16 protein-coding genes are annotated in these 19,214 nt (G+C 62.6%); 6 read left to right on the top strand and 10 right to left on the bottom strand.

From position 1 onward, the window contains the following. Positions 1–46: 46 nt before the first annotated feature. From BKD70_RS21260 to BKD70_RS21215, 10 genes are all read right to left on the bottom strand, one after another. Complete coding sequence (locus BKD70_RS21260; protein WP_047274366.1) at positions 47–1,423, bottom strand: UDP-glucose/GDP-mannose dehydrogenase family protein; 1,377 nt, start codon at positions 1,421–1,423, stop codon at positions 47–49. Continuing rightward, a complete protein-coding gene (arnF, locus tag BKD70_RS21255; RefSeq protein WP_047274368.1) occupies positions 1,420–1,827 on the bottom strand; it encodes a 4-amino-4-deoxy-L-arabinose-phosphoundecaprenol flippase subunit ArnF in 408 nt (135 codons plus the stop codon). Before arnF ends, BKD70_RS21260 begins: the two co-directional genes overlap by 4 nt. After that, complete coding sequence (arnE, locus tag BKD70_RS21250; protein ID WP_047274370.1) at positions 1,824–2,168, bottom strand: 4-amino-4-deoxy-L-arabinose-phosphoundecaprenol flippase subunit ArnE; 345 nt, start codon at positions 2,166–2,168, stop codon at positions 1,824–1,826. Before arnE ends, arnF begins: the two co-directional genes overlap by 4 nt. Then, on the bottom strand, positions 2,165–3,817 hold the full coding sequence (gene arnT, locus BKD70_RS21245) for a lipid IV(A) 4-amino-4-deoxy-L-arabinosyltransferase (RefSeq protein ID WP_047274372.1): 1,653 nt from the start codon (positions 3,815–3,817) through the stop codon (positions 2,165–2,167). The genes arnE and arnT overlap by 4 nt, the downstream gene beginning before the upstream one ends. Continuing rightward, positions 3,814–4,698, bottom strand: coding sequence for a 4-deoxy-4-formamido-L-arabinose-phosphoundecaprenol deformylase (arnD, locus tag BKD70_RS21240; RefSeq protein ID WP_047274373.1), 885 nt, complete (start codon positions 4,696–4,698; stop codon positions 3,814–3,816). The genes arnT and arnD overlap by 4 nt, the downstream gene beginning before the upstream one ends. Then, complete coding sequence (arnA, locus tag BKD70_RS21235) at positions 4,698–6,689, bottom strand: bifunctional UDP-4-amino-4-deoxy-L-arabinose formyltransferase/UDP-glucuronic acid oxidase ArnA (protein WP_047274374.1); 1,992 nt, start codon at positions 6,687–6,689, stop codon at positions 4,698–4,700. The genes arnD and arnA overlap by 1 nt, the downstream gene beginning before the upstream one ends. Further along, positions 6,686–7,699, bottom strand: coding sequence for an undecaprenyl-phosphate 4-deoxy-4-formamido-L-arabinose transferase (gene arnC / locus BKD70_RS21230; protein WP_047274376.1), 1,014 nt, complete (start codon positions 7,697–7,699; stop codon positions 6,686–6,688). The genes arnA and arnC overlap by 4 nt, the downstream gene beginning before the upstream one ends. Positions 7,700–8,313: 614 nt before the next feature. Continuing rightward, positions 8,314–10,443, bottom strand: a complete 2,130-nt coding sequence (locus BKD70_RS21225) for an FAD-dependent oxidoreductase (protein ID WP_047274378.1) — start codon at positions 10,441–10,443, stop codon at positions 8,314–8,316. Between the two features lie 26 nt (positions 10,444–10,469). Beyond that, positions 10,470–11,297: an alpha/beta fold hydrolase gene (locus tag BKD70_RS21220; protein ID WP_047274380.1), complete on the bottom strand. Its 828-nt coding sequence runs from the start codon at positions 11,295–11,297 to the stop codon at positions 10,470–10,472. 17 nt (positions 11,298–11,314) lie between these two features. Continuing rightward, complete coding sequence (locus tag BKD70_RS21215; protein ID WP_047274382.1) at positions 11,315–12,646, bottom strand: MFS transporter; 1,332 nt, start codon at positions 12,644–12,646, stop codon at positions 11,315–11,317. A gap of 310 nt (positions 12,647–12,956) precedes the next feature. Here BKD70_RS21215 and BKD70_RS21210 point away from each other — a divergent pair, with 310 nt between their 5' ends. From BKD70_RS21210 to BKD70_RS21185, 6 genes are read left to right on the top strand one after another with little or no spacing between them, the layout of a single operon-like run. Further along, positions 12,957–13,691, top strand: coding sequence for an SDR family NAD(P)-dependent oxidoreductase (locus BKD70_RS21210; RefSeq protein WP_047274384.1), 735 nt, complete (start codon positions 12,957–12,959; stop codon positions 13,689–13,691). A 21-nt stretch (positions 13,692–13,712) separates the two neighbouring features. Continuing rightward, positions 13,713–14,486 carry an SDR family NAD(P)-dependent oxidoreductase gene (locus BKD70_RS21205; RefSeq protein WP_047274386.1) on the top strand — a complete coding sequence of 258 codons (774 nt, stop codon included), beginning with the start codon at positions 13,713–13,715 and terminating at the stop codon, positions 14,484–14,486. A 46-nt stretch (positions 14,487–14,532) separates the two neighbouring features. Continuing rightward, entirely contained in the window at positions 14,533–15,162 is a 630-nt protein-coding gene (locus BKD70_RS21200; protein WP_047274388.1) for a nuclear transport factor 2 family protein, read from the top strand. 9 nt (positions 15,163–15,171) lie between these two features. Further along, a complete protein-coding gene (locus tag BKD70_RS21195; protein WP_047274390.1) occupies positions 15,172–16,245 on the top strand; it encodes an alkene reductase in 1,074 nt (357 codons plus the stop codon). Continuing rightward, a complete protein-coding gene (locus tag BKD70_RS21190; RefSeq protein ID WP_047274392.1) occupies positions 16,242–18,104 on the top strand; it encodes a long-chain-acyl-CoA synthetase in 1,863 nt (620 codons plus the stop codon). Before BKD70_RS21195 ends, BKD70_RS21190 begins: the two co-directional genes overlap by 4 nt. Next, entirely contained in the window at positions 18,097–19,182 is a 1,086-nt protein-coding gene (locus BKD70_RS21185) for an MBL fold metallo-hydrolase (RefSeq protein WP_047274396.1), read from the top strand. Before BKD70_RS21190 ends, BKD70_RS21185 begins: the two co-directional genes overlap by 8 nt. The last annotated feature ends 32 nt before the right edge of the window (positions 19,183–19,214 follow it).

The raw sequence follows: 19,214 nt of genomic DNA, 5'->3' as shown, positions 1-19,214 counted from the left end.
ACAAAAAAACGCCGCCACTGTTGCCAATGGCGGCGTTGCAGGCGCCTTAAAGGCGTACAGCCGACGGCATGGCGCCGGGCGAAACCGGCAAGTTGCAGGATTCGCCGCGCCCCATCGGGAAATACTGCAACCCGGCTTTGGCCAACCGCTCACCGTCGTACAGGTTGCGCCCGTCGAAAATCACCGGGGTTTTGAGGCGCTGTTTGATCAGCTCAACGTCCGGTGCTTTGAACTGCTGCCACTCGGTGCACACGATCAGTGCGTCGGCCCCGGTCAGGGTGGACTCCGGCGTGCCCATCAGGCTCAGGCGCGGCTCGTCCCCATACAGCCGCTGGGTTTCTTGCATGGCTTCCGGGTCGAAAGCGCGAACATGCGCGCCCGCAGCCCACAATGCCTCCATCAGCACGCGGCTTGGCGCGTCACGCATGTCGTCGGTGTTGGGTTTGAACGCAAGGCCCCACAAGGCAAACGTCTTTCCGGCCAGATCACCGTTGAAGAAGGCGCGGATGCGCTCGAACAGCTTGTGCTTTTGCCGCTCGTTGATGGCTTCGACGGCTTGCAACAAGTCGCTGGAGCAGTTGGCTTGCTTGGCGCTCTGGATCAGCGCCCGCATGTCTTTGGGAAAGCATGAGCCGCCGTAGCCGCAGCCGGGGTAGATAAAGTGATATCCGATGCGTGTATCGGCCCCGATGCCCAGGCGCACAGCCTCGATGTCGGCCCCCAAGTGTTCGGCCAGCTCGGCGATCTGGTTAATGAAACTGATCTTGGTGGCCAGCATGCAGTTGGCGGCGTATTTGGTCAGCTCGGCACTGCGCAGGTCCATAAACATGATGCGGTCATGGTTGCGGTTGAACGGGGCATACAGGTCACGCATGACCTCGCGCACCTCTTCGCGTTCGCAGCCAATGATGATGCGGTCCGGGCGGCGGCAATCGGAAACGGCTGAGCCTTCCTTGAGAAACTCGGGGTTGGACACCACGTCAAATGGCAGCGTGCGGCCACTCTGTTTCAAGGCGTTATTGATGTGCAGGGTCAGCGCGTCGCCGGTGCCCACGGGGACGGTGGATTTCTCCACCAGAATCACCGGCTCTTCGCGGTGACGGGCCACGGCATCGCCCACGCAAAACACCGCGCTCAGGTCAGCCGAACCGTCTTCGCTGGGCGGGGTGCCGACGGCAATGAACAGCACCTGACCGTGCTCCACGGCCAGCTTTTCATCACTGGTGAACCGCAGGCGCTTGCTGTCGAGGTTCTCGCGCACCAGGGCGCTGAGCCCCGGTTCAAAGATGCTGACGTGGCCTTGCTGCAACAACTCGACCTTGTGTTGATCGATGTCCATGCAGATCACATCGTGACCGACTTCCGCCAACACCGTCGCCTGCACCAGGCCTACATAACCACTACCGAATACACTGATTTTCATGCGCAGTTCCTGGAACTTGGGGGACGTCGAGAGTTGATGGTGAGCACGCCGAGAATGACCAGCGTCACGCCCAGGGTTTTTGAAAGCGTGAAACTTTCATGGAACATCGGCAGGCTGGCGGCCAGCAGGTACACCAGGGCATAGCTGATGCTCAGTAACGAATACGCGCGACCCAGCGGCAGGTCGCGCAACGCCAGCAACCAGCACAGCATCGACAGCGCGTACGCCACGATGGCGCCACTGACCACGGCCACTGCGGCCAGCGAGACCTCGCCATGACGCAGCGCGTCCAGCCAGTGGGTCGGCTCCGGCAAACGCGTCATGCTCCAGCGCATGCCCAATTGGGCGCTGCTGACCAGTACTACACTGGCGCTGGCAAAGGTGAATCCACGGCGCAGGCTCATGCGTGTTGCCCCAGCAGTGCCACACCGGCGATCACCAGCCCCACGCCACACCAGTGGCGCAGGTCGATGTGTTCCTTGAACAGGTAATGCGCCACCAGGGTAATCAGCACAAAGTTCAGGCTGAGCATCGGGTAGGCCACCCCGACCTCCAGCCGTTGCAGGACCAACAACCACACCAGCAGGCCCAGCCCGAGGCACAGCAACGCCAGCCACAACCAGGGCGAACGCAGCTTGGCGGCAATGCCTGCGTCCACCCGGCGCCAGCCTTCGACTGCATATTTCTGGGCGATCTGGCCCGCGCAGGTCAGCACACAGGCCATGAGCAACAACACAAGGGTCATGGCGCGCTCTGCGGGAAGATCAGAATCACCATGTTGCCTTCGTCATAGCGCTTGGCATCGTTGGGCAGCATGTCCATTTCATGGCTTTCATCGCTGTTTTTTACCCGCATTACCACACCTACGGGGCCTTTGAGGCGGGCGGCACTGAGCCATGGACCGACCTCGGCCAGGCCGATGCTTTTGCCTTGGGCGTCGTCGTAGGTCAGGCCGTATTTCACTTCGCCCTGGGTGTTGTACAACGTCACATCCGGACGGCGCAGGCGCCAGGCCAGCGCCGAGGCCGCGCCCAGGTCGTTGCTGAGCAATGAAGTGGCCGGCGTCAGTTCCTCGATGTGTTCCAGCACGAACTGGTCGGGCATTTTGTTGTGTACCACGCTGCTGGGCATGGCCGCCGGCAGCAACAGAACCAGCGCGCCCATGCTCAGGGCCGGCGCCGCCCACAGCGAGAGCGGGCGCCACAGTTGCACGGCACCGGCGACGATCCAGGTCAGCAGCACGATCACCAGCAGGGTCATGTGCAGCGGTTCGTTGTCGTAGAAGGGCTTTTTGATTTGGAAGTAGATCAACGCCACCAGACCCACCCCTGCCAGCAACAGGTTGACCAGTGCATTGGTGCGCAAGGCGCCGGTTTGCGCATGCTCCACGCGTTGCATCAGTGCGTGACCCAGCAGCAATGCCAGCGGCAGCATGCACGGCAGGATGTAGGTCGGCAGTTTGCCTTTGCTCAGGCTGAACAGGGCCAGCGGCAGCAGCATCCACAGCAGTACAAACACCACCTTGGCGTTGCGCCTGTTGTGCCAGGCATCCTTGAAGGTCACGGGCAGCAAAGCGGCCCACGGCAAGCTGGATACCACCAGCAGCGGCAGGTAGAACCACCACGGACGGCCATGCTGCGCATCCTCACCGGCAAAACGGCGAATGTGTTCATGCCAAAAGAAAAAACGCCAGTAGTCCGGTTCCTGGGCATGCACCGCCAGCACCCAGGGCAGCGACACCAGCGCCGCCACCAGCATGGCCAGCAGGCCGAACTTGACCATTTCGACAAAGCGTTTCTGCCAGATCATGTAGGGCAGGGCGATCAGCACCGGCAGCAAAAACGCCAGAAAACCCTTGGTCATGAAGCCCATGCCGCACGCAAAGCCCAACACGGCCCAGCTGATGACGCGCTCGCGCCCGCTGCGGCTGTCCACGGCAAACCACAGCGCCACCAGGCTCAGGTTGACCCAGAAGGTGAATTGCGGATCGAGGTTGGCGTAGCCCGCTTGCCCCGCGATCAAGCCGAACGTCATGTAGATCAACGCGCAGGCCACGCTCTTGCGTGGGTCGTTCCACAGGCGCCGTGCCACACAGTAGGCCAGCAACACGCTGAGGCCGGTGGCCAGCGCCGACGCAATGCGCACGCCAAACAGGTTTTCGCCAAAAATGGCCTGCCCGAGGGCGATCATCCAGTAACCGGCGATGGGCTTTTCGAAGTAGCGCAAGTCCATGAAATGCGGCGTGACCCAATTGCCATCAATCAGGATCTGCTGACCGATTTGCGCATAGCGGGATTCGTCCGGGATCCACAGGCCGTGGGTGCCCAGCGGCACTAGATAGAACGCGACAAACGCCAGTATCAGCAACGGGATTGCCCAGCGATTGAGGGTCATGGTTGCTGCACTCCCAGCCAGCCTTCACGGCCTTCCAGCACGCCACGGCTCAATTGCCCGGCGGGGATGCTGTCGGGATTGGCCGGTAACAGCGCGCGCAAGGGCTGGAAATGAATGTCGCGGGCGCGTGCCTGCGCCAGCAGTTGCCGGAAGTCGTTTGCCATAAGAATCCCTTCTACTTCTGCATGGATGGTGTAGGCATTCAGCGTGTGCGGGCTGAAGCGATCAAGAATGTAGGCGTTGAAGTCGGCCGCGCTCAGGTGCGGCCCCACGACTTCATCGAAGGTCGGTAAGTCCACAGGGATTTGCGGCGTGCCCAACTGGCCATCGGCCAGACGAGGCCGGAACAGGCTGTGACCGCGGCAATCACTGTTGTAACGAAAGCCAAAGGCCTGCTTGGCCTCAACCACGCGTTCATCGGCGCGCCAGCCCGCGGCGGCCGAACACTCGACCGCCTGGCCGGTGATGTCACTCAGGGTGTCGACACCCCGGCGGATCTGCTCGATCAATTGCGCCTGCGACCAACGCCCGGCGTTGGCTTGCCAGCCGTGGTGATCCCACGCGTGCAAGCCCACTTCATGGCCCGCGGCCAGGGTCTGGCGCATCAGGTGCCCCAGCTCCTGGCCAATCGGTTTGCCCGGCCAGGCGGTGCCCGCCAGCAAAATGTCCCAGCCATACAGGCTGGCGGCTTTGGAACGCAGCATTTTCCAGAAGAACTGGGGCTTGATCAGCCGCCACAGATGGCGTCCCATGTTGTCCGGCCCCACGCTGAAGAAAAACGTGGCTTTGATCTGAGCTTCATCCAGCAATTCGAGCAGTTGCGGAACCCCTTCTCGGGTTCCGCGGTACGTGTCGACGTCGATACGCAGGCCTGCTTGCATTAGCGTTTTTCCGCGATTTCTACCATGGCTTCACGCAGGAAGAAGTCCAGAGTCTTGCCAATGGTTTCGCTCAGTTCGGTGGTCGGTGTCCAGTCGATCAGGCGACGGGCGTTTTCAACGCTCGGTTTGCGGTGACTGACGTCCTGATAACCGGTGCCGTAGAACGACTGGCTCTCAACGTCGCGGAAACCGGCGAACGGGGGGAAGTTGTCGCGCAGCGGGTGGGCTTCGAACTGACGCAGTAACTCTTCGCCCAGTTGACGGATGCTGGCTTCGTTTTCCGGGTTGCCGATGTTGATGATCTGGCCGTCGCACTTGCCGTCGCGGTTCTCGATGATGCGCGCCAGTGCTTCGATGCCGTCGGCCACGTCGGTGAAGCAACGCTTTTGCTCACCGCCATCCACCAGACGGATCGGCGTGCCTTCCACCAGATGCAGAATCAGTTGGGTAATGGCGCGCGAGCTGCCCACCCGTGCCGAATCCAGACGGTCCAGACGCGGGCCCATCCAGTTGAACGGACGGAACAGGGTGAATTTCAGGCCTTTCTGGCCGTAAGCCCAAATCACTCGGTCGAGCAACTGCTTGGACACCGAGTAGATCCAGCGCTGCTTGTTGATCGGGCCGACGATCAGGTTGGAGGTGTCTTCGTCGAAATTCTTGTCCTGGCACATGCCATACACTTCGGACGTCGACGGGAAAATCACCCGCTTGTTGTATTTGACGCAGTAGCGCACGAGCTTGAGGTTTTCCTCGAAGTCGAGCTCGAACACCCGCAGCGGGTTACGGGTGTACTCGATCGGCGTGGCGATGGCCACCAGCGGCAAGACCACGTCGCATTTTTTGATGTGGTACTCGATCCACTCGGTGTGGATGCTGATGTCGCCTTCCACAAAGTGGAAGTTCGGGTGGCTGCGCAGGCGGTCAATGGCGTCGGAGCCGATGTCCAGGCCATACACTTCGTAGCGGTCGTCTTGCAGCAGGCGCTCGGACAGGTGGTTACCGATAAACCCGTTGACCCCGAGGATCAGCACGCGGGTGCGGCGGGCAGGGCGCCCGGATTCACTGCCGCGCAGGCGCGAGCCGTCCACCAGACCCAGTTCGCGGGCCAGTTGCGGGCCGCTCAGGTACAGGCCGTCGGCGTTGCGTTGACCGGCGGTGATGACAAGCGAGTCTTTGCCGCAGGCAATGCGCAGGGGCTCACAGCTGATGACGTGGCCCGGCGCCAGCCCTGCATTGCCCGGCATCACCTCGGCGGCCCAGACAATCAGTTTGTGCTCGCCCACGGCGCAGAACGCGCCCGGATACGGTTGAGTCACCGCCCGCACCAGATTGAACAATTCTTCAGCCGGACGCGCCCATTGCAGCAGGCCATCAGCGGCGGTGCGACGCCCGAAGTACGTGGCTTTGGATTCGTCTTGCGGGGTTTCGGTCAGCTTGCCTTCCGGCAGCAGGGGCAAAGTTTCGGCCAACAAGGCTGCCGCGCTTTCGCGCAGCTTGGCGTGCAGGCTCAGCGCGGTGTCGCTGCGTTCGATGCTGACCCGCTGCTGGGCCAGAATGGCACCGGCATCCGCGCGTTTGACCATGCGGTGCAGGGTGACGCCGGTCTCGGTTTCACCGTTGACCAGCACCCAGTTGGCCGGGGCGCGGCCACGGTAGCGCGGCAGCAACGAGCCATGCAGGTTGAAGGCGCCCTGGCTGACGCTGGCGAGCAGTTCTTCGCCCAGCAAATGGCGGTAGTAGAACGAGAAGAGGTAATCGGCGTTCAGTTTGCGAATGCGCTCGACCCACAACGGGTGGTTGGCGTCTTCCGGGGCATGCACCGGGATGCCTTTGCGCGCGCACAGCTGCGCAACCGAACCGTAAAAGTTGTTTTCCTTCGGGTCGTCAGCATGGGTGAACACCGCTGCGATTTCATACCCGGCGTTGAGCAAAGCATCGATGCCGGTGCAGCCAATATCGTGATAGGCGAAAACTACGGCTTTCAAACTCATGATTGGACCTGTGTCGAGGTGGAAATAGAAGAAGGGGTCGTCGAAACGTCAGCCTTGGCCGGCTCGGCGCGCACGATTTTTTCGATAAAGAAGCGTGGCCGGGCCCGCACATCGCTGTACATGCGGCCCAGGTATTCACCCAGCAGGCCCATGCCAATGAACTGTCCGCCGGTGAACACAAACAGCACCGCAAACAGGACGAACGTGCCGTCACCGGCCCAGGTCGCCCCAAAGATCAGGCGCAACACGATCAACAGGATGGCGAACAGCCCGCCCAACAAAGCCATGCTGAAGCCGATGATGCTCAGCAGGCGCAACGGCGTGGTGGTCATGCAGGTGACCAGATCGAACATCAGGTTGATCAGGCGCATCGGGCTGTACTTGGAATCGCCGTGCTCGCGCTCGGCATGTTCGACCAGCACTTCAGTGGTGTGCCGCGCGAAGCTGTTGGCCAGAATCGGAATGAACGTGCTGCGTTCGCGGCACGCCAGCATGGCGTCGACGATGGTACGGCGATAGGCGCGCAACATGCAGCCGTAGTCACTCATGGCAACCCCGGTGGAGCGCTGCACGGCCAGGTTGATCAGGCGTGACGGCCAGCGGCGCCAGGCTGAGTCCTGACGGTTGTTGCGCACGGTGCCGACCACGTCGTAGCCCAGCGCGGCCTGAGCCACCAGGCGCGGGATTTCTTCGGGCGGGTTTTGCAGGTCGGCGTCCAGCGTGATAACGACATCACCTCTGGAATGTTCGAAACCGGCCATGATTGCGGCGTGCTGGCCATAGTTGCGGTTCAAAATCACCGCCACCACGGGGCTGCCTTCGCGCTCGGCCGCTTCCTGGAGAATGCTGGCCGATTCATCGCGGCTGCCGTCATCCACCAGCACAATTTCATAGGGTTGCGACAGTTGCGCACACGCCGCTTCAGTACGACGCAACAACTCAGGCAAACTTTGTTCTTCGTTGTAGACCGGAATGACGATAGACACACACTGGATGGGGTAGGGTTTCAAAGTATTCGTTCCAGTCAGTTTCAATGGCACAAGACGGCAAGTCTTAACTCAACACGCACACACGGGCACTGCACATAACACCCACAGGGATTAAAGCCTATTGCGGACAAAGGTAAAGCCCTCAACGGCGTTATCTACATGATTTGCCTACGAACTCTTGGCGCGGTTGGGTTCGGGTAGCGCATACGGTAAACGCACTTTTGTGAAAAACCTATGAAAGACAGATCAACAGAACCTGTTTCCATCAGGCAGACAGGTGCTATTCAGGAAAGTAATTATCGCGTGCGAAGTTAGCGTGGGGTGTTTGATTTTTAGGCGCTTAAAAGTCGGGCGTGTTCATGAGGGATTTAAATGCCCGGCACGCTAAGTCAGTTAACAACGTTTAAGACGGCATTAACGGTTTTTAAAAAACAGCGTCCACCTGCGGGTATGTGAATCGGATCACATGGATGGACGCTGTGGGCAGGGGTTAGTTCAAACCCCTCCAGCCGTGGGCCTTGGAAAGCGCCACTGAGCGCTGTCGGGGGCGTGGTGGCGAGCATCCGTGCTCAGGGGCCGCTGCTTGATGGGCAGGTCAGCCCATGGCGCAGCGAAAAAACACGCCCGTGTCAGTTTCAGGCATCCCGTCCGGCTTGATGCCCGGCACGGATGGCCCCTTCGATATAACCAATATTCTGGCAGTCGCCGATGCTGCGCGCCGGCAACCCGGCATGGGTCAATGCGTCGAGCAGGCGGGTGTCGGGTTGCGCGCCAATGGCCAGGACCACCGAGTCGGCGGGGCTTGTGCCAGGTTGGCCATCCGCCAATTGATAGTGGACCGCCCCTCCGTCGATCGACGTCACGCTGGCCCCGGTGATCAGCTCACCGCCATGGGCGCGGATTTCATGCAGCACACGCCAGCGCCGCACAATGGCCAGTTCCCGGCCCAAGTGGCTGCCGCTTTCGAGTACGCAGACCTGACGGCCGCGGGCGATCAGGAACTCCGCCAGCTCCAGCCCCACCAGCCCGCCGCCGATGATGGTCACGCGCTTGCCCAGCGGCATCCAGACCCTGGACAGTTTCTGCATCGCCTCGCTGCTGTCGGTCACGCCCGCCAGGCTGCCGGCTTTCATCAGGGTGCGTTGGGCGAACGACAGTTTGCGCCGGGCAATCTCCTCAGCCCGGTCGCCGGTCATCAGCCGACGCAACTCATCGCCGCTCCATACGTGGTCCTGATCGGCGCCGGGAATCGACGGTGCGGCGCGCTCGGCCCCCACGGCCACCAGCACCTGATCGGCTGCCAGATCCCGCAACAGCGCCGGGGACGCTTGGGTATTGAGGCGAATATCCACCGCCGAACGTTCGAGCTGCGCACGCAGGTTGTCCAGCAAACGGGCGTTTTCGGCATACGCCAGCCCCGCGAAAAACAGCGTGCCACCGAGGCGGTCGCTGCGTTCCAGCAAGGTCACGCGGTGCCCCCGGGCACTGGCCACCCGCGCCGCCTCCATACCGGCCGGGCCAGCGCCGACCACCACGATATGTTTGGGCTGCTCGCACGGCGTGATGACGTACTCGAACTCGTGCCCGGTCATGGGGTTGACCGCGCATTTGACCCGCGCGTTGACGAAAATCTGGCTCACGCACACGTAGCAGTAAATGCACGGGCGGATGGTGTTTTGTTGGTTGTTGAGCAGCTTGTTGGGCAAGTCGGGGTCGGCCAGCAGTTTGCGGGCCATGGCGATGAAATCGCAGTCGCCACGCTTCAAGGCGGCCTCTGCGGCCTCGGGTTCGATGCGCCCGACGGCAATCACCGGCACGTCCACGCTGCGCTTGAGGGCCGCGGTCCACTCCATAAAGCCGCTTGGCTGATGCACCAGCGGCGCTTCGGTGAACACTTCGCCGCTGGTGATGCGGGCGCTGGCCGACACACTCACCGCGTCCACGCCTGCCGCTTGGGCCATGCGCGCCACCGCTTTGGCGTCCTCCAGATCAATGCCGCCGGGGGTGTGCAGCTCCTGGGCATCGAGCCGCAGCCACAGCGCGAACTCGGCGCCGACCCTGGCACGCACCGCTGCGATGATCTCCAGCAGCAAGCGGGCGCGGTTTTGCAGCGTGCCGCCGTACTCGTCGTCGCGTTTGTTGTAATACCCCGACAGGAACCCGGCAATGATGTAGCCATGGGCGGCATGCAGTTCCACGCCGTCAAAACCCGCGCGTTTGGCGCGCTCGGCGGCGCTGGCGAACCAGTCGGTCATTTGTGCGATGTCGGCACGGTCCATGACCCGGATCGGTGAGCCTTCAGCGCGACGCTTCATCGAGCTGACAAAGTTGGCCAGTTCTTCGGGGGTCAGGGCGGCCATCATGTCGCTGTGCAACACCGGCGGCACCGAGGGCACCCACAGCTGGCGACCTTCGGCCATGTCCCGCACCGAGGTCTTGCCCGCGTGTTGCAACTGCATGGCGATCTTGGCGCCGTGTTGGTGGACCCGTTCGGCCAGCCGGCTCAGCCCCGGCAAGAACGCATCGCTGGACACGCCCACCTGATAAGGCTCGGCGGTGCCAGCAGGGAAGGCCACCGAACACACGCCCATGATCAGCAGCCCGGCGCCGCCACGGGCACGCGCTTCGTAATAGGCCTGAATGCGTTCGCCGCAATGGCCATCGGCTTCTGCGAAATTGGAGCCCATGGGCGCCATGATGATGCGGTTGCGCAACGTCAGTGAACCGATGCGACCGGGTGCCAGCAACTGAGGGAATGTTGTCATTGTCAGGTCAGTCCAAGCAGGTGGGTTTATTCGTTCAAAAACGCCAGGCACGTTTTATTGAACAGTTCCCGGTGTTCAACCTGCACCCAATGGCCACAGCGATTGAGCAGGGTGAAGCGCGCATTCGGCGCATGTTGCAGCACCTTCAAGGCCCCGCTCGCCGGGTTGAAGTTATCGTCGGTGCCCCAGAACCCCAGAATCGGGGCCTGTATGGCTTCAAGTTGCTGGGTCATGTTCGGCACCATCATCGTGCTGAACAGGTTGCGCGGCTGGTGCGCGGCCACGGCCACGCGTTCGGCCAGCAGCTTGTCGTCCAGCTGCGAGCTGTCAAACAGTTGCAGGCTCATGATTCGGCGCATGTGCTCGATGTCCAGCGGGCCTGCGTTGTACAGCTCGACCATGCGCTGGATGCCGATCATCTCGAAGTAGGTTTCCCGCTCTTCAACGCCGCCGGGTGCCATCAGGATCAGCTTTTCAACGCGGTGCGGTTCAGCCAGCGCCAGGCCCAGGGCAATCGCGCCGCCTAACGAGTTGCCGAGCACGGTGGCGCGGGTGACCCCGACCGCCTTGAGAAACCCCGACAGGGCGGTGACGAAAAAATCCAGGTTGTACTGCACGTCTTCCGGCTTGTCGGAGCGGCCGAAGCCCGGCAAGTCCACCACCAGATTGCGAAAGCCAGCGGCTGCGAACGCCGGGTAATTGCCTTTGAAGTTGCTGAAACCGCTGGCTCCCGGGCCGCTGCCATGCAACCACAGCACCACCGGGCCGCTGCCTTCATCCAGAAAGTGCAGGCGCAGGCCACTGTCCAGCGTGACGAAATGCCCAATCGGCAGGGGCAGGTCTTGTTCGGTCATGACTCAATCTCCAAAAATCAGGCTGTGACCGCTTTGGCCAAAGGCGCGGCGGCAGGGGTCGGATGGATCAATTGATTGCGGTAGCGGGGCAAGGCCAGGGCCAGGAACACCGACGCCAGGACCAGCAACGACACGCATGAGGCGAGGGCATAACGCAGTCCTTCGTTGCCCAGACGGTGTGCAAAACCGTCACTGAGCATGCCGATCAGCAACGGCCCGACACCGACCCCCAACAGGGTCATGGCCATCACAAAAATCGAGGTCGCCTGTGCCAGTCGCGTGGCCGGGAACAAGTGCGAAATGGCGCCCAGGCACGGAGTTGCCCACCATGTGCCGAAGAAGCTGAACACCGAATAAAACAAAAACGCGGTGGGCACGGGGGTGTTGCCGACATAAAACGCCGTGCCGGTGGGCCACAGGAAATACGCCAGTGCGAAGGGAATGCTGATGAGTGTGCCCAGCAGCGGCACCCCGATTTGCCAGCCCTTGTCGCGGCGTGCCAGGCGGTCGCACAACACCCCGCAGGTCAGGGTGCCGAGCGTGGCGCCCGCACCGCCCGCCACCCCGGCCAGCAAACCGGCGTCTTGCAGGCTCAGGCCATGGGAGCGAATCAAAAAGCTTGGGCTCCAGGTGCCGATGGCGTAACCCGCGATGGCCGCCGAGCCGCCCGTGAGCACAATCCACACGAACGAGGGTACTTCAAACAACTGGCGTAGGGTCACGGCCCAATGGTCCTGAACCACATCGGCCGGTTTGACCAGCTGTGCGGGTTTAGGCGCCCGCACGGTGAGCAACAGCAGCAAGCCGAGAAACACCCCCGGTGCGCCGATGATCACAAAGGCATTGCGCCACCCGTAATGCTGAGCGATCCAGCCACCGAGCCCGAGGCCGAAAATCGCCCCGAGGCTGGAACCGAGCATCAGCACCGAGAGGGCGGTTGAACGACGCTCCGGGGGGTACAAGTCCGACACCATGGCCATCGACGGCGCCGTGCCCCCGGCCTCACCGATGGCCACGCCGATACGCGCGACCACCAGCATGCTGAAGCTGGCCGCCAGGCCGCAGAACATCGTCATCACGCTCCAGGCGATGCAGCTGAAGGCAATCACCGATTTACGTCCGACCCGGTCGGACAGGCGCCCGAGGGGGAAGCCGAACAGGGTGTAGAACACCGCAAATGTGACGCCCGACAACAGGCCAATGCCGGTGTCGGAAATGCCGAATTCGGCCTTCACCGGTTCGATCAGAATCGCCATCAGCAAGCGGTCGATGTAGTTGAAGACGTAAATGGCGGCCAGTACGCCTAATGCGTAATGCGTTCGCCAGGTGGGGCGCAAGGGTGTGCTCACGGCGGGTTCTCCCGGTTTTTGTTCTAGTGGGAAGGGTTATTTCACAGGCGGGTCGAAAACAGCATCGTCCGTTCAGACCACCTTCGGCACGCAGGCTGTTTGCGCGTCTGTGCGGCCTGCCATGCCAGCTTGCCCGGAGTCGATGCCCGAGGCTGCGAACCCCGTCACGGCGTTGTGAGCCCGCCGAACTCGGGGTTAGTCCCATCGGACGATGTTGCGCGCTGGCCTGCAGTCAATGATTGCTCCCCAATCCCGCCGTCAGCCGTTCCGCGCTGCAGTCGGGCAGCACTCTGGCAAGCGGGAGAAACGTATGAAGCTGATCAATAAAGTGGCATTTGTAACCGGCGCAGGCCAAGGCATGGGGCGCGCCATCGTGCGCCACTTTGCCGAACAGGGCGCCCATGTGGTGGCCGCCGACATCAACCTTGAGGCAGCGCGCCAGACCATCGAAGGGCTGGGCGACAACGCCATGGCCGTGGACTGCAACGTGGCAGACAGCGACTCGGTCGCCACCGCCATGGCGGCGGTGTATGCCCGCTTCGGGCGTTTTGATGTGCTGGTGAACAACGCCGGTATCGGCTCCATCGATGCTTTCGCTGACACCCCTGACGAACATTGGCAGCGTGTCATCGGCGTCAACCTGACCGGCCCGTTTTTTTGCAGCCGCGAGGCGGTGAAGCTGATGCTCAAGGCCGCAACGCCGGGCGTGGTGATCAACATTTCCAGCACCGCCGCCATCACCGGCGAAGGGCCTAGCCATTACTGCGCGGCCAAGGCCGGGGTAATGGGCCTGACCCGCAGCATGGCCCGTGAACTGGCAGGCCAGGGTATTCGCGTGAACACCATCGTCCCCGGCCCGACCAACACGCCAATGATGGCGGACATCCCGGACGACTGGATGCACAGCATGCTCAAGGCCATCCCGCTGGGGCGCATGGGTGAAACCGAAGAAATTGCCCGGGTCGCCGCATTTTTGGCCAGCGATGACGCCAGTTTCATCACCGGGCAAAACCTCGCGGTTAACGGCGGCATGGCGTTCATCTAACAGCGGATTAAGGAGCAGGTCATGGGCAGTCGTTTACAAGGCAAAGTTGCATTGATCACTGGCGCCGGTTCAGGCATTGGCGCGGCCACCGCGTTGCGGTTTGCCGAGGAGGGCGCGCTGGTCGTGCTTTGCGGGCGCCGGATCGAACCGCTTGAAGCCGTCGCCGCGCAGGTGCGCGATGCCGGCGGTCGAGCCGAATGTGCCGTGGCGGATGTGAGTCAGGAAGCCGCCTTTGTGGCGGCCATTGAGGCCGCGGCCGCGCGCAATGGGCGGTTAGACATTCTGGTCAACAACGCGATGGCCTACAGCTGGGGTGCGATTGACAGCACCTCGACCGCTGACTGGCACTCCAACTTTTCCACCACCGTGGACGGTACGTTCTGGGGCACACGCACCGCCATGGGCCTGATGCGTGCGCAGGGCAGCGGTTCGATCATCAATATTGCGTCGATCTGCGGGGTGTTCGGCACGCCGTGGATGGCCGGTTATTCAGCGGCCAAGGCGGCGGTGATCAACTTCAGCCGCGCGGCGGCCAGTGAAGGGGCCAGCCACAACATCCGCTGCAACGTGGTGATTCCGGGCGTGGTGGAAACACCAGCCACCGGCGGCATGCTCACCGACGACAAGACCCGCCACAACACCGAAAAACTCATTCCGCTCAAACGTGTCGGCCAACCCCGCGAGGTGGCCAACGCCATTTTGTTCCTGGCCAGCGACGAGGCGTCGTACATCACCGGCGCGAGTCTGCCGGTCGATGGCGGGCGCAGCAGCGAGCTGTACACGGTTCTGGAATAGCCCCACCGGGCAACCGTTTTTAAAGATCGTTTGAAGGACACCGCTTATGGAACAGAACGCCTTGCTCGCCCGTCTCGACCGGCTGGAGTCGATCGAAGAAATTCGCCAGTTGGCCGGCAAATATTCGTTGTCGCTGGACATGCGCGACCTTGATGCGCACGTCAATCTGTTTGCCGAAGACATTCGCGTCGGGCGCGAGAAAACCGGGCGGGCGCACCTCAAAGCGTGGGTCGACGACACGCTGCGCCATCAGTTTCAGGGCACCTCCCACCATCTGGGCCAGCACCTGATTGAATTCACCGACGCCGATCATGCCATTGGCGTGGTGTATTCCAAGAACGAGCATGAAACCGGCCCCGAGTGGGTGACCATGCAAATGCTGTATTGGGATGACTACGAACGCATGCAGGGGCGCTGGTATTTCCGCCGTCGCCTGCCGTGCTACTGGTACGCCAGCGATTTGAACAAGCCGCCGATCGGCTCGCAAAAAATGCGCTGGCCGGGGCGCGAACCCTACGCCGGCACCTTCCATGATTTGTTTCCGTCCTGGAACGACTTTTGGGCCAACCGCCCGGACAAGGATCAGTTGCCCGAAGTGGCCGCTGCCGCGCCCCTGGAACACTTTCTTGCCACCCTGCGCCGTGGGGCTGGCGCACCGTCGATTCGCGTGCGCTGAGGAGCTGCCATGAGCATTTTGTTTGAGCCTGTGCGTTTGGGTGAGTTGCAGTTGGCCAACCGCATCGTGATGGCGCCGATGACCCGCAGCCGCGCCGATGCCAACGCGGTGCCAACGCCTGAGATGGTCGAGTATTACCGCCAGCGCGCGTCTGCCGGGCTGATCATTGCCGAAGGCACCGCGCCGTCGGCCAGTGGCCTGGGCTATTGCCGCACCCCGGCGATTTACACCGCGCAACAGATTGCCGCCTGGAAAGCCGTGACCGAGGCCGTGCACGCCGAGGGCGGCCTGATCGTGTTGCAACTGATGCACGTGGGCCGGGCCGCGAGCGCGCACAACAAACCCGCCGGGGCGGCCACCGTCGCGCCTTCGGCGTTGCGGGCCCGCACCCAGTTGTTCACCGACGTGGCGGGGCTGGTCGATACCGACGAACCGCAAGCGTTGTCGTTGCAGGACATCGCCCAGGTGATCGAGGAATACCGGCAGGCCGCCCTGAATGCCCGCGCAGCCGGGTTTGACGGCGTTGAGTTGCATTGCACCAGTGGTTACCTGCCGATGCAGTTCATGGCATCGGGCAGCAACCGGCGTGAAGACCGCTACGGCGGCTGCGTGGAAAACCGCGTGCGGTTCCCGGCCGAGGTGCTGGCGGCCATGGCGTCGGCGATCGGTGCCGGGCGCGTCGGGCTGCGCTTGTGCCCGGGCAACCCGTTCAACGACATCAGCGATGACGACCCCTTGGCCACGGCCGAGGCCTTGTGCAGCGCCGCCGAGCCGCTGGACCTGGCCTATGTGCACATCATGCGCTCGCCCTTGCCGACCCTGGATGCCTTTGCCCTGGCGCAACGCTATTGCAGCAGCGGGCTGATCCTCAATGACGGCTTTGACGGCCCGCGCGCAGAAGCTGCCTTGCACGCCGGGCAGGGCGAAGCGGTGTCGTTTGCGCGGCACTTCATCGCCAACCCGGACTTGGTGCATCGCCTGCGCCACGGCTTGGCGCTGGCACCGTTCGAGCGCAAGACCCTGTATTCCCCAGGCCCCGAAGGCTATAGCGATTACCCGTGTGCAGAGGCGGTGGCGCCATGAACGACATGACCCATATCCATACGCCCCTGGCCACCTTGCAACCGCCGGTGCCGCGCGAACACACCCAGGCCCTGCTGGACCGGCGTGCGGCCGCCAGCGCGCAGATCAAACCATCGGACCTCTACACCCTGGCCGACCGCCTTGAAGCGCAGGCGCTGCGTTTTGCAGAGCGCCCGTTTTTGATTTACGGGGGCCAGACCTACACCTATGCCCAGGTCGATGCCCAGGCCAATCGCATGGCCCACGTGTTTTATGACAACGGTTTGCGCCCCGGCGATGTGTGTGCGATTGCCATGGAAAACCGTCCGGCGTTTTTCTTCAGCTGGTTCGGGCTGGTCAAGCTCGGCGCAGTGGCCGCGTTCATCAACACCCAGGTCAGCGGCAAACCGTTGGTGCACGCCCTGGAATCCACCGCCGCCAAGGCCGTGGTCGTGGGTGAAGAATGCCTGGGCAATGTCTTGAGCACCGACGGCTTGCCTGACGTGCCGTGGTGGTTGATCCTCGACCCGGAAAACCCCAGCGACGCGGCATTACCGGCCTGTGTTGACGAGAGCCTGGCCGTGCAGCTGGAGCGCGCACCGGCCACGGCGTTCCCCCGTGACGGGCGCGCCAGCATCCCGGCCGAAAGCACCACCTTGCTGATTTTTACGTCGGGCACCACCGGGCTGCCGAAGGCGGCGCGTTACAGCCATATGCGCTGGCTGTCGTCGGGTGATGTGATGAAAGTGACCCTCGGCGCCACCTGTGAGGACGTGTTCTATTGCTGCCTGCCGCTGTACCACGGCGCCGCGGCCACCTCGGTCACCTCCACCGCTTTGCGGGCCGGGGCGAGCATTGTGGTGCGGCGCAGATTCAGCGTCCGTGAGTTCTGGCACGACGTGCGTCAGCACGGCATCACCACCTTTCAGTACATCGGAGAAATCTGCCGTTACTTGCTTAACCGGCCGGTGGTCGCAGGCGAGCGTGAGCACAGCTTGCGCTACATGCTCGGCGCGGGGCTGACGCCTGACTCCTGGCAACGCTGGATCGAGCGCTTCGGGCCGATTCAGGTGTTCGAGGGCTGGGGCTCCACCGAAGCCAACGCCAACCTGATCAACGTCGACAACTACGTCGGCTCGTGCGGCCGGGTGCCGGACTGGAGCCGCACCAATCTGCGACTGGTGCGCTATGACATCGAAAACGACATCCACCCGCGTGACGCACAAGGGTTTTACCAACTGTGCCAGCCGGGCGAAGTGGGCGAGGCGATGGGGTTTATCGTCAACCATCCGCAGGTCGGCGGTGGACGCTTTGAGGGCTACACCTGCGCGCACGCCACCGAAAGCAAGATCCGTCGCGATGTGTTTGAGCCGGGGGACGCGTACTGGAGCTCGGGCGATCTGTTGCGTTATGACGACGACGGTTACTTCTATTTCGTTGACCGCATCGGCGACACGTTCCGCTGGAAGAGTGAAAACGTGTCCACGCTGGAAGTGGCCGACACCCTGAGCGATTTGCCGGGGCTTGAGTTGATCAACGTCTACGGCGTGCAAGTGCCCGAGCACGAAGGGCGGGCCGGGATGGCCGCCATTCTGATGCAAGACGGGCATTGTTTTGATCCGCAGGCGTTTTACGACCTGACCGAAGCCCGTTTGCCGCGCTATGCGGCGCCCGTCTTTGTGCGGGTTTCGGCAGCGGCCGACCTGACCAGCACTTTCAAATTGCGCAAGGTGGATTTGCAGCGTCAGGGCTATGCGCCGTGCCTGTTTGCCGACCCTTTGTTTGTGCGTGACGACAGCAGCGGCACCTACCAGCCGTATTCATTGCAGGTGCTGGCGCGCGCGGGATTGCCGCCGTTCGTGAGCAGCGACCATGAATGACGTCGACGCCCTGGGGCATGAATGGCGCGACGGGCTGAGCTACCCGTGGCCGCACCCGCCTGCCAACGGTCAGGTGCAGACGGTGGCCGAAGGCGTGCTGTGGCTGCGCATGCCGCTGCCGTTCGGGCTGGACCATATCAACCTGTATTTGCTGCGCCATGGCGAGGGCTGGGTGGCGGTGGACACCGGTCTCAACACCCCGCAATGCCGTGAGGTGTGGGCGCAGGTGTTTGCCGGGGCGATGGCGGGCCTGCCGCTCAAGGCGGTGATCTGCACGCATTTTCACAGCGATCACACGGGCGTGGTGGGGTGGCTGGCCGAGCGCTTCCGCTGCCCGGTGTTGATGACCCTGGGGGAGTTCGACGCGTTGCACCACGGCCCGCCCAGGGCCACGACCCCGGACTGGGCGTTTCTCGATTTCTACCAAAAGGCCGGTTTCAGTGCCGCGCAAACGGCCGCGCTGCTGCCGTTGATTCAGAGCGAGCATTTTCGCCCGCAGCTCGCGGCCGGTTTCGTCCGGTTGCAGCACGGCAGCGAACTGCGCATTGGCGGGCGCAACTGGCAAGTGGTGATGGGCAACGGCCATTCACCGGAGCATGCCTGCCTGTACAGCGCCGAGGACGGGTTGCTGATTTCCGGCGATCAGGTGTTGCCGCGCATTACCTCGACCGTGGCGGTGCACGTCACGGAACCGGCTGCCAACCCGTTGCAGGACTGGCTCGACTCCATCGAGCGGCTGCGGGTGATTCCCGACAGCGTGCTGGTGCTGCCTGCCCATGAGCGGCCGTTTTTCAACCTGCATGCGCGGCTCGATCAGTTGCGCGAACACCACCACAACCATTTGCAACAGCTGCTCGATGCCTGCGCTCAGCCGTGTTCGGGGCTGGAGATGATGGGCGTGCTGTTCAAAAAACTGTCGGGCCGTTTTGACGAGTTGATGGCCCTGGGCGAGACGCTGGCGCACGCCAACTACCTGATGGCCCAGGGCAAGCTTGTACGTGAAGAACAAGGAGGATTGCACCGTTACCGGCGTGCCCGGACAGGAGATTCGACGTTCAACCCGCTCGCGCTGCACTGAGCGGGGCCGTATGCGCCAACCCACGCAATGAC

The organism is Pseudomonas sp. BS-2016 (assembly GCF_001806145.1).
Lineage (GTDB): Bacteria > Pseudomonadota > Gammaproteobacteria > Pseudomonadales > Pseudomonadaceae > Aquipseudomonas > Aquipseudomonas lundensis.
Note: the sequence above shows the minus strand (reverse complement) of the source record. Positions and strands in the feature narration are given on the sequence as shown.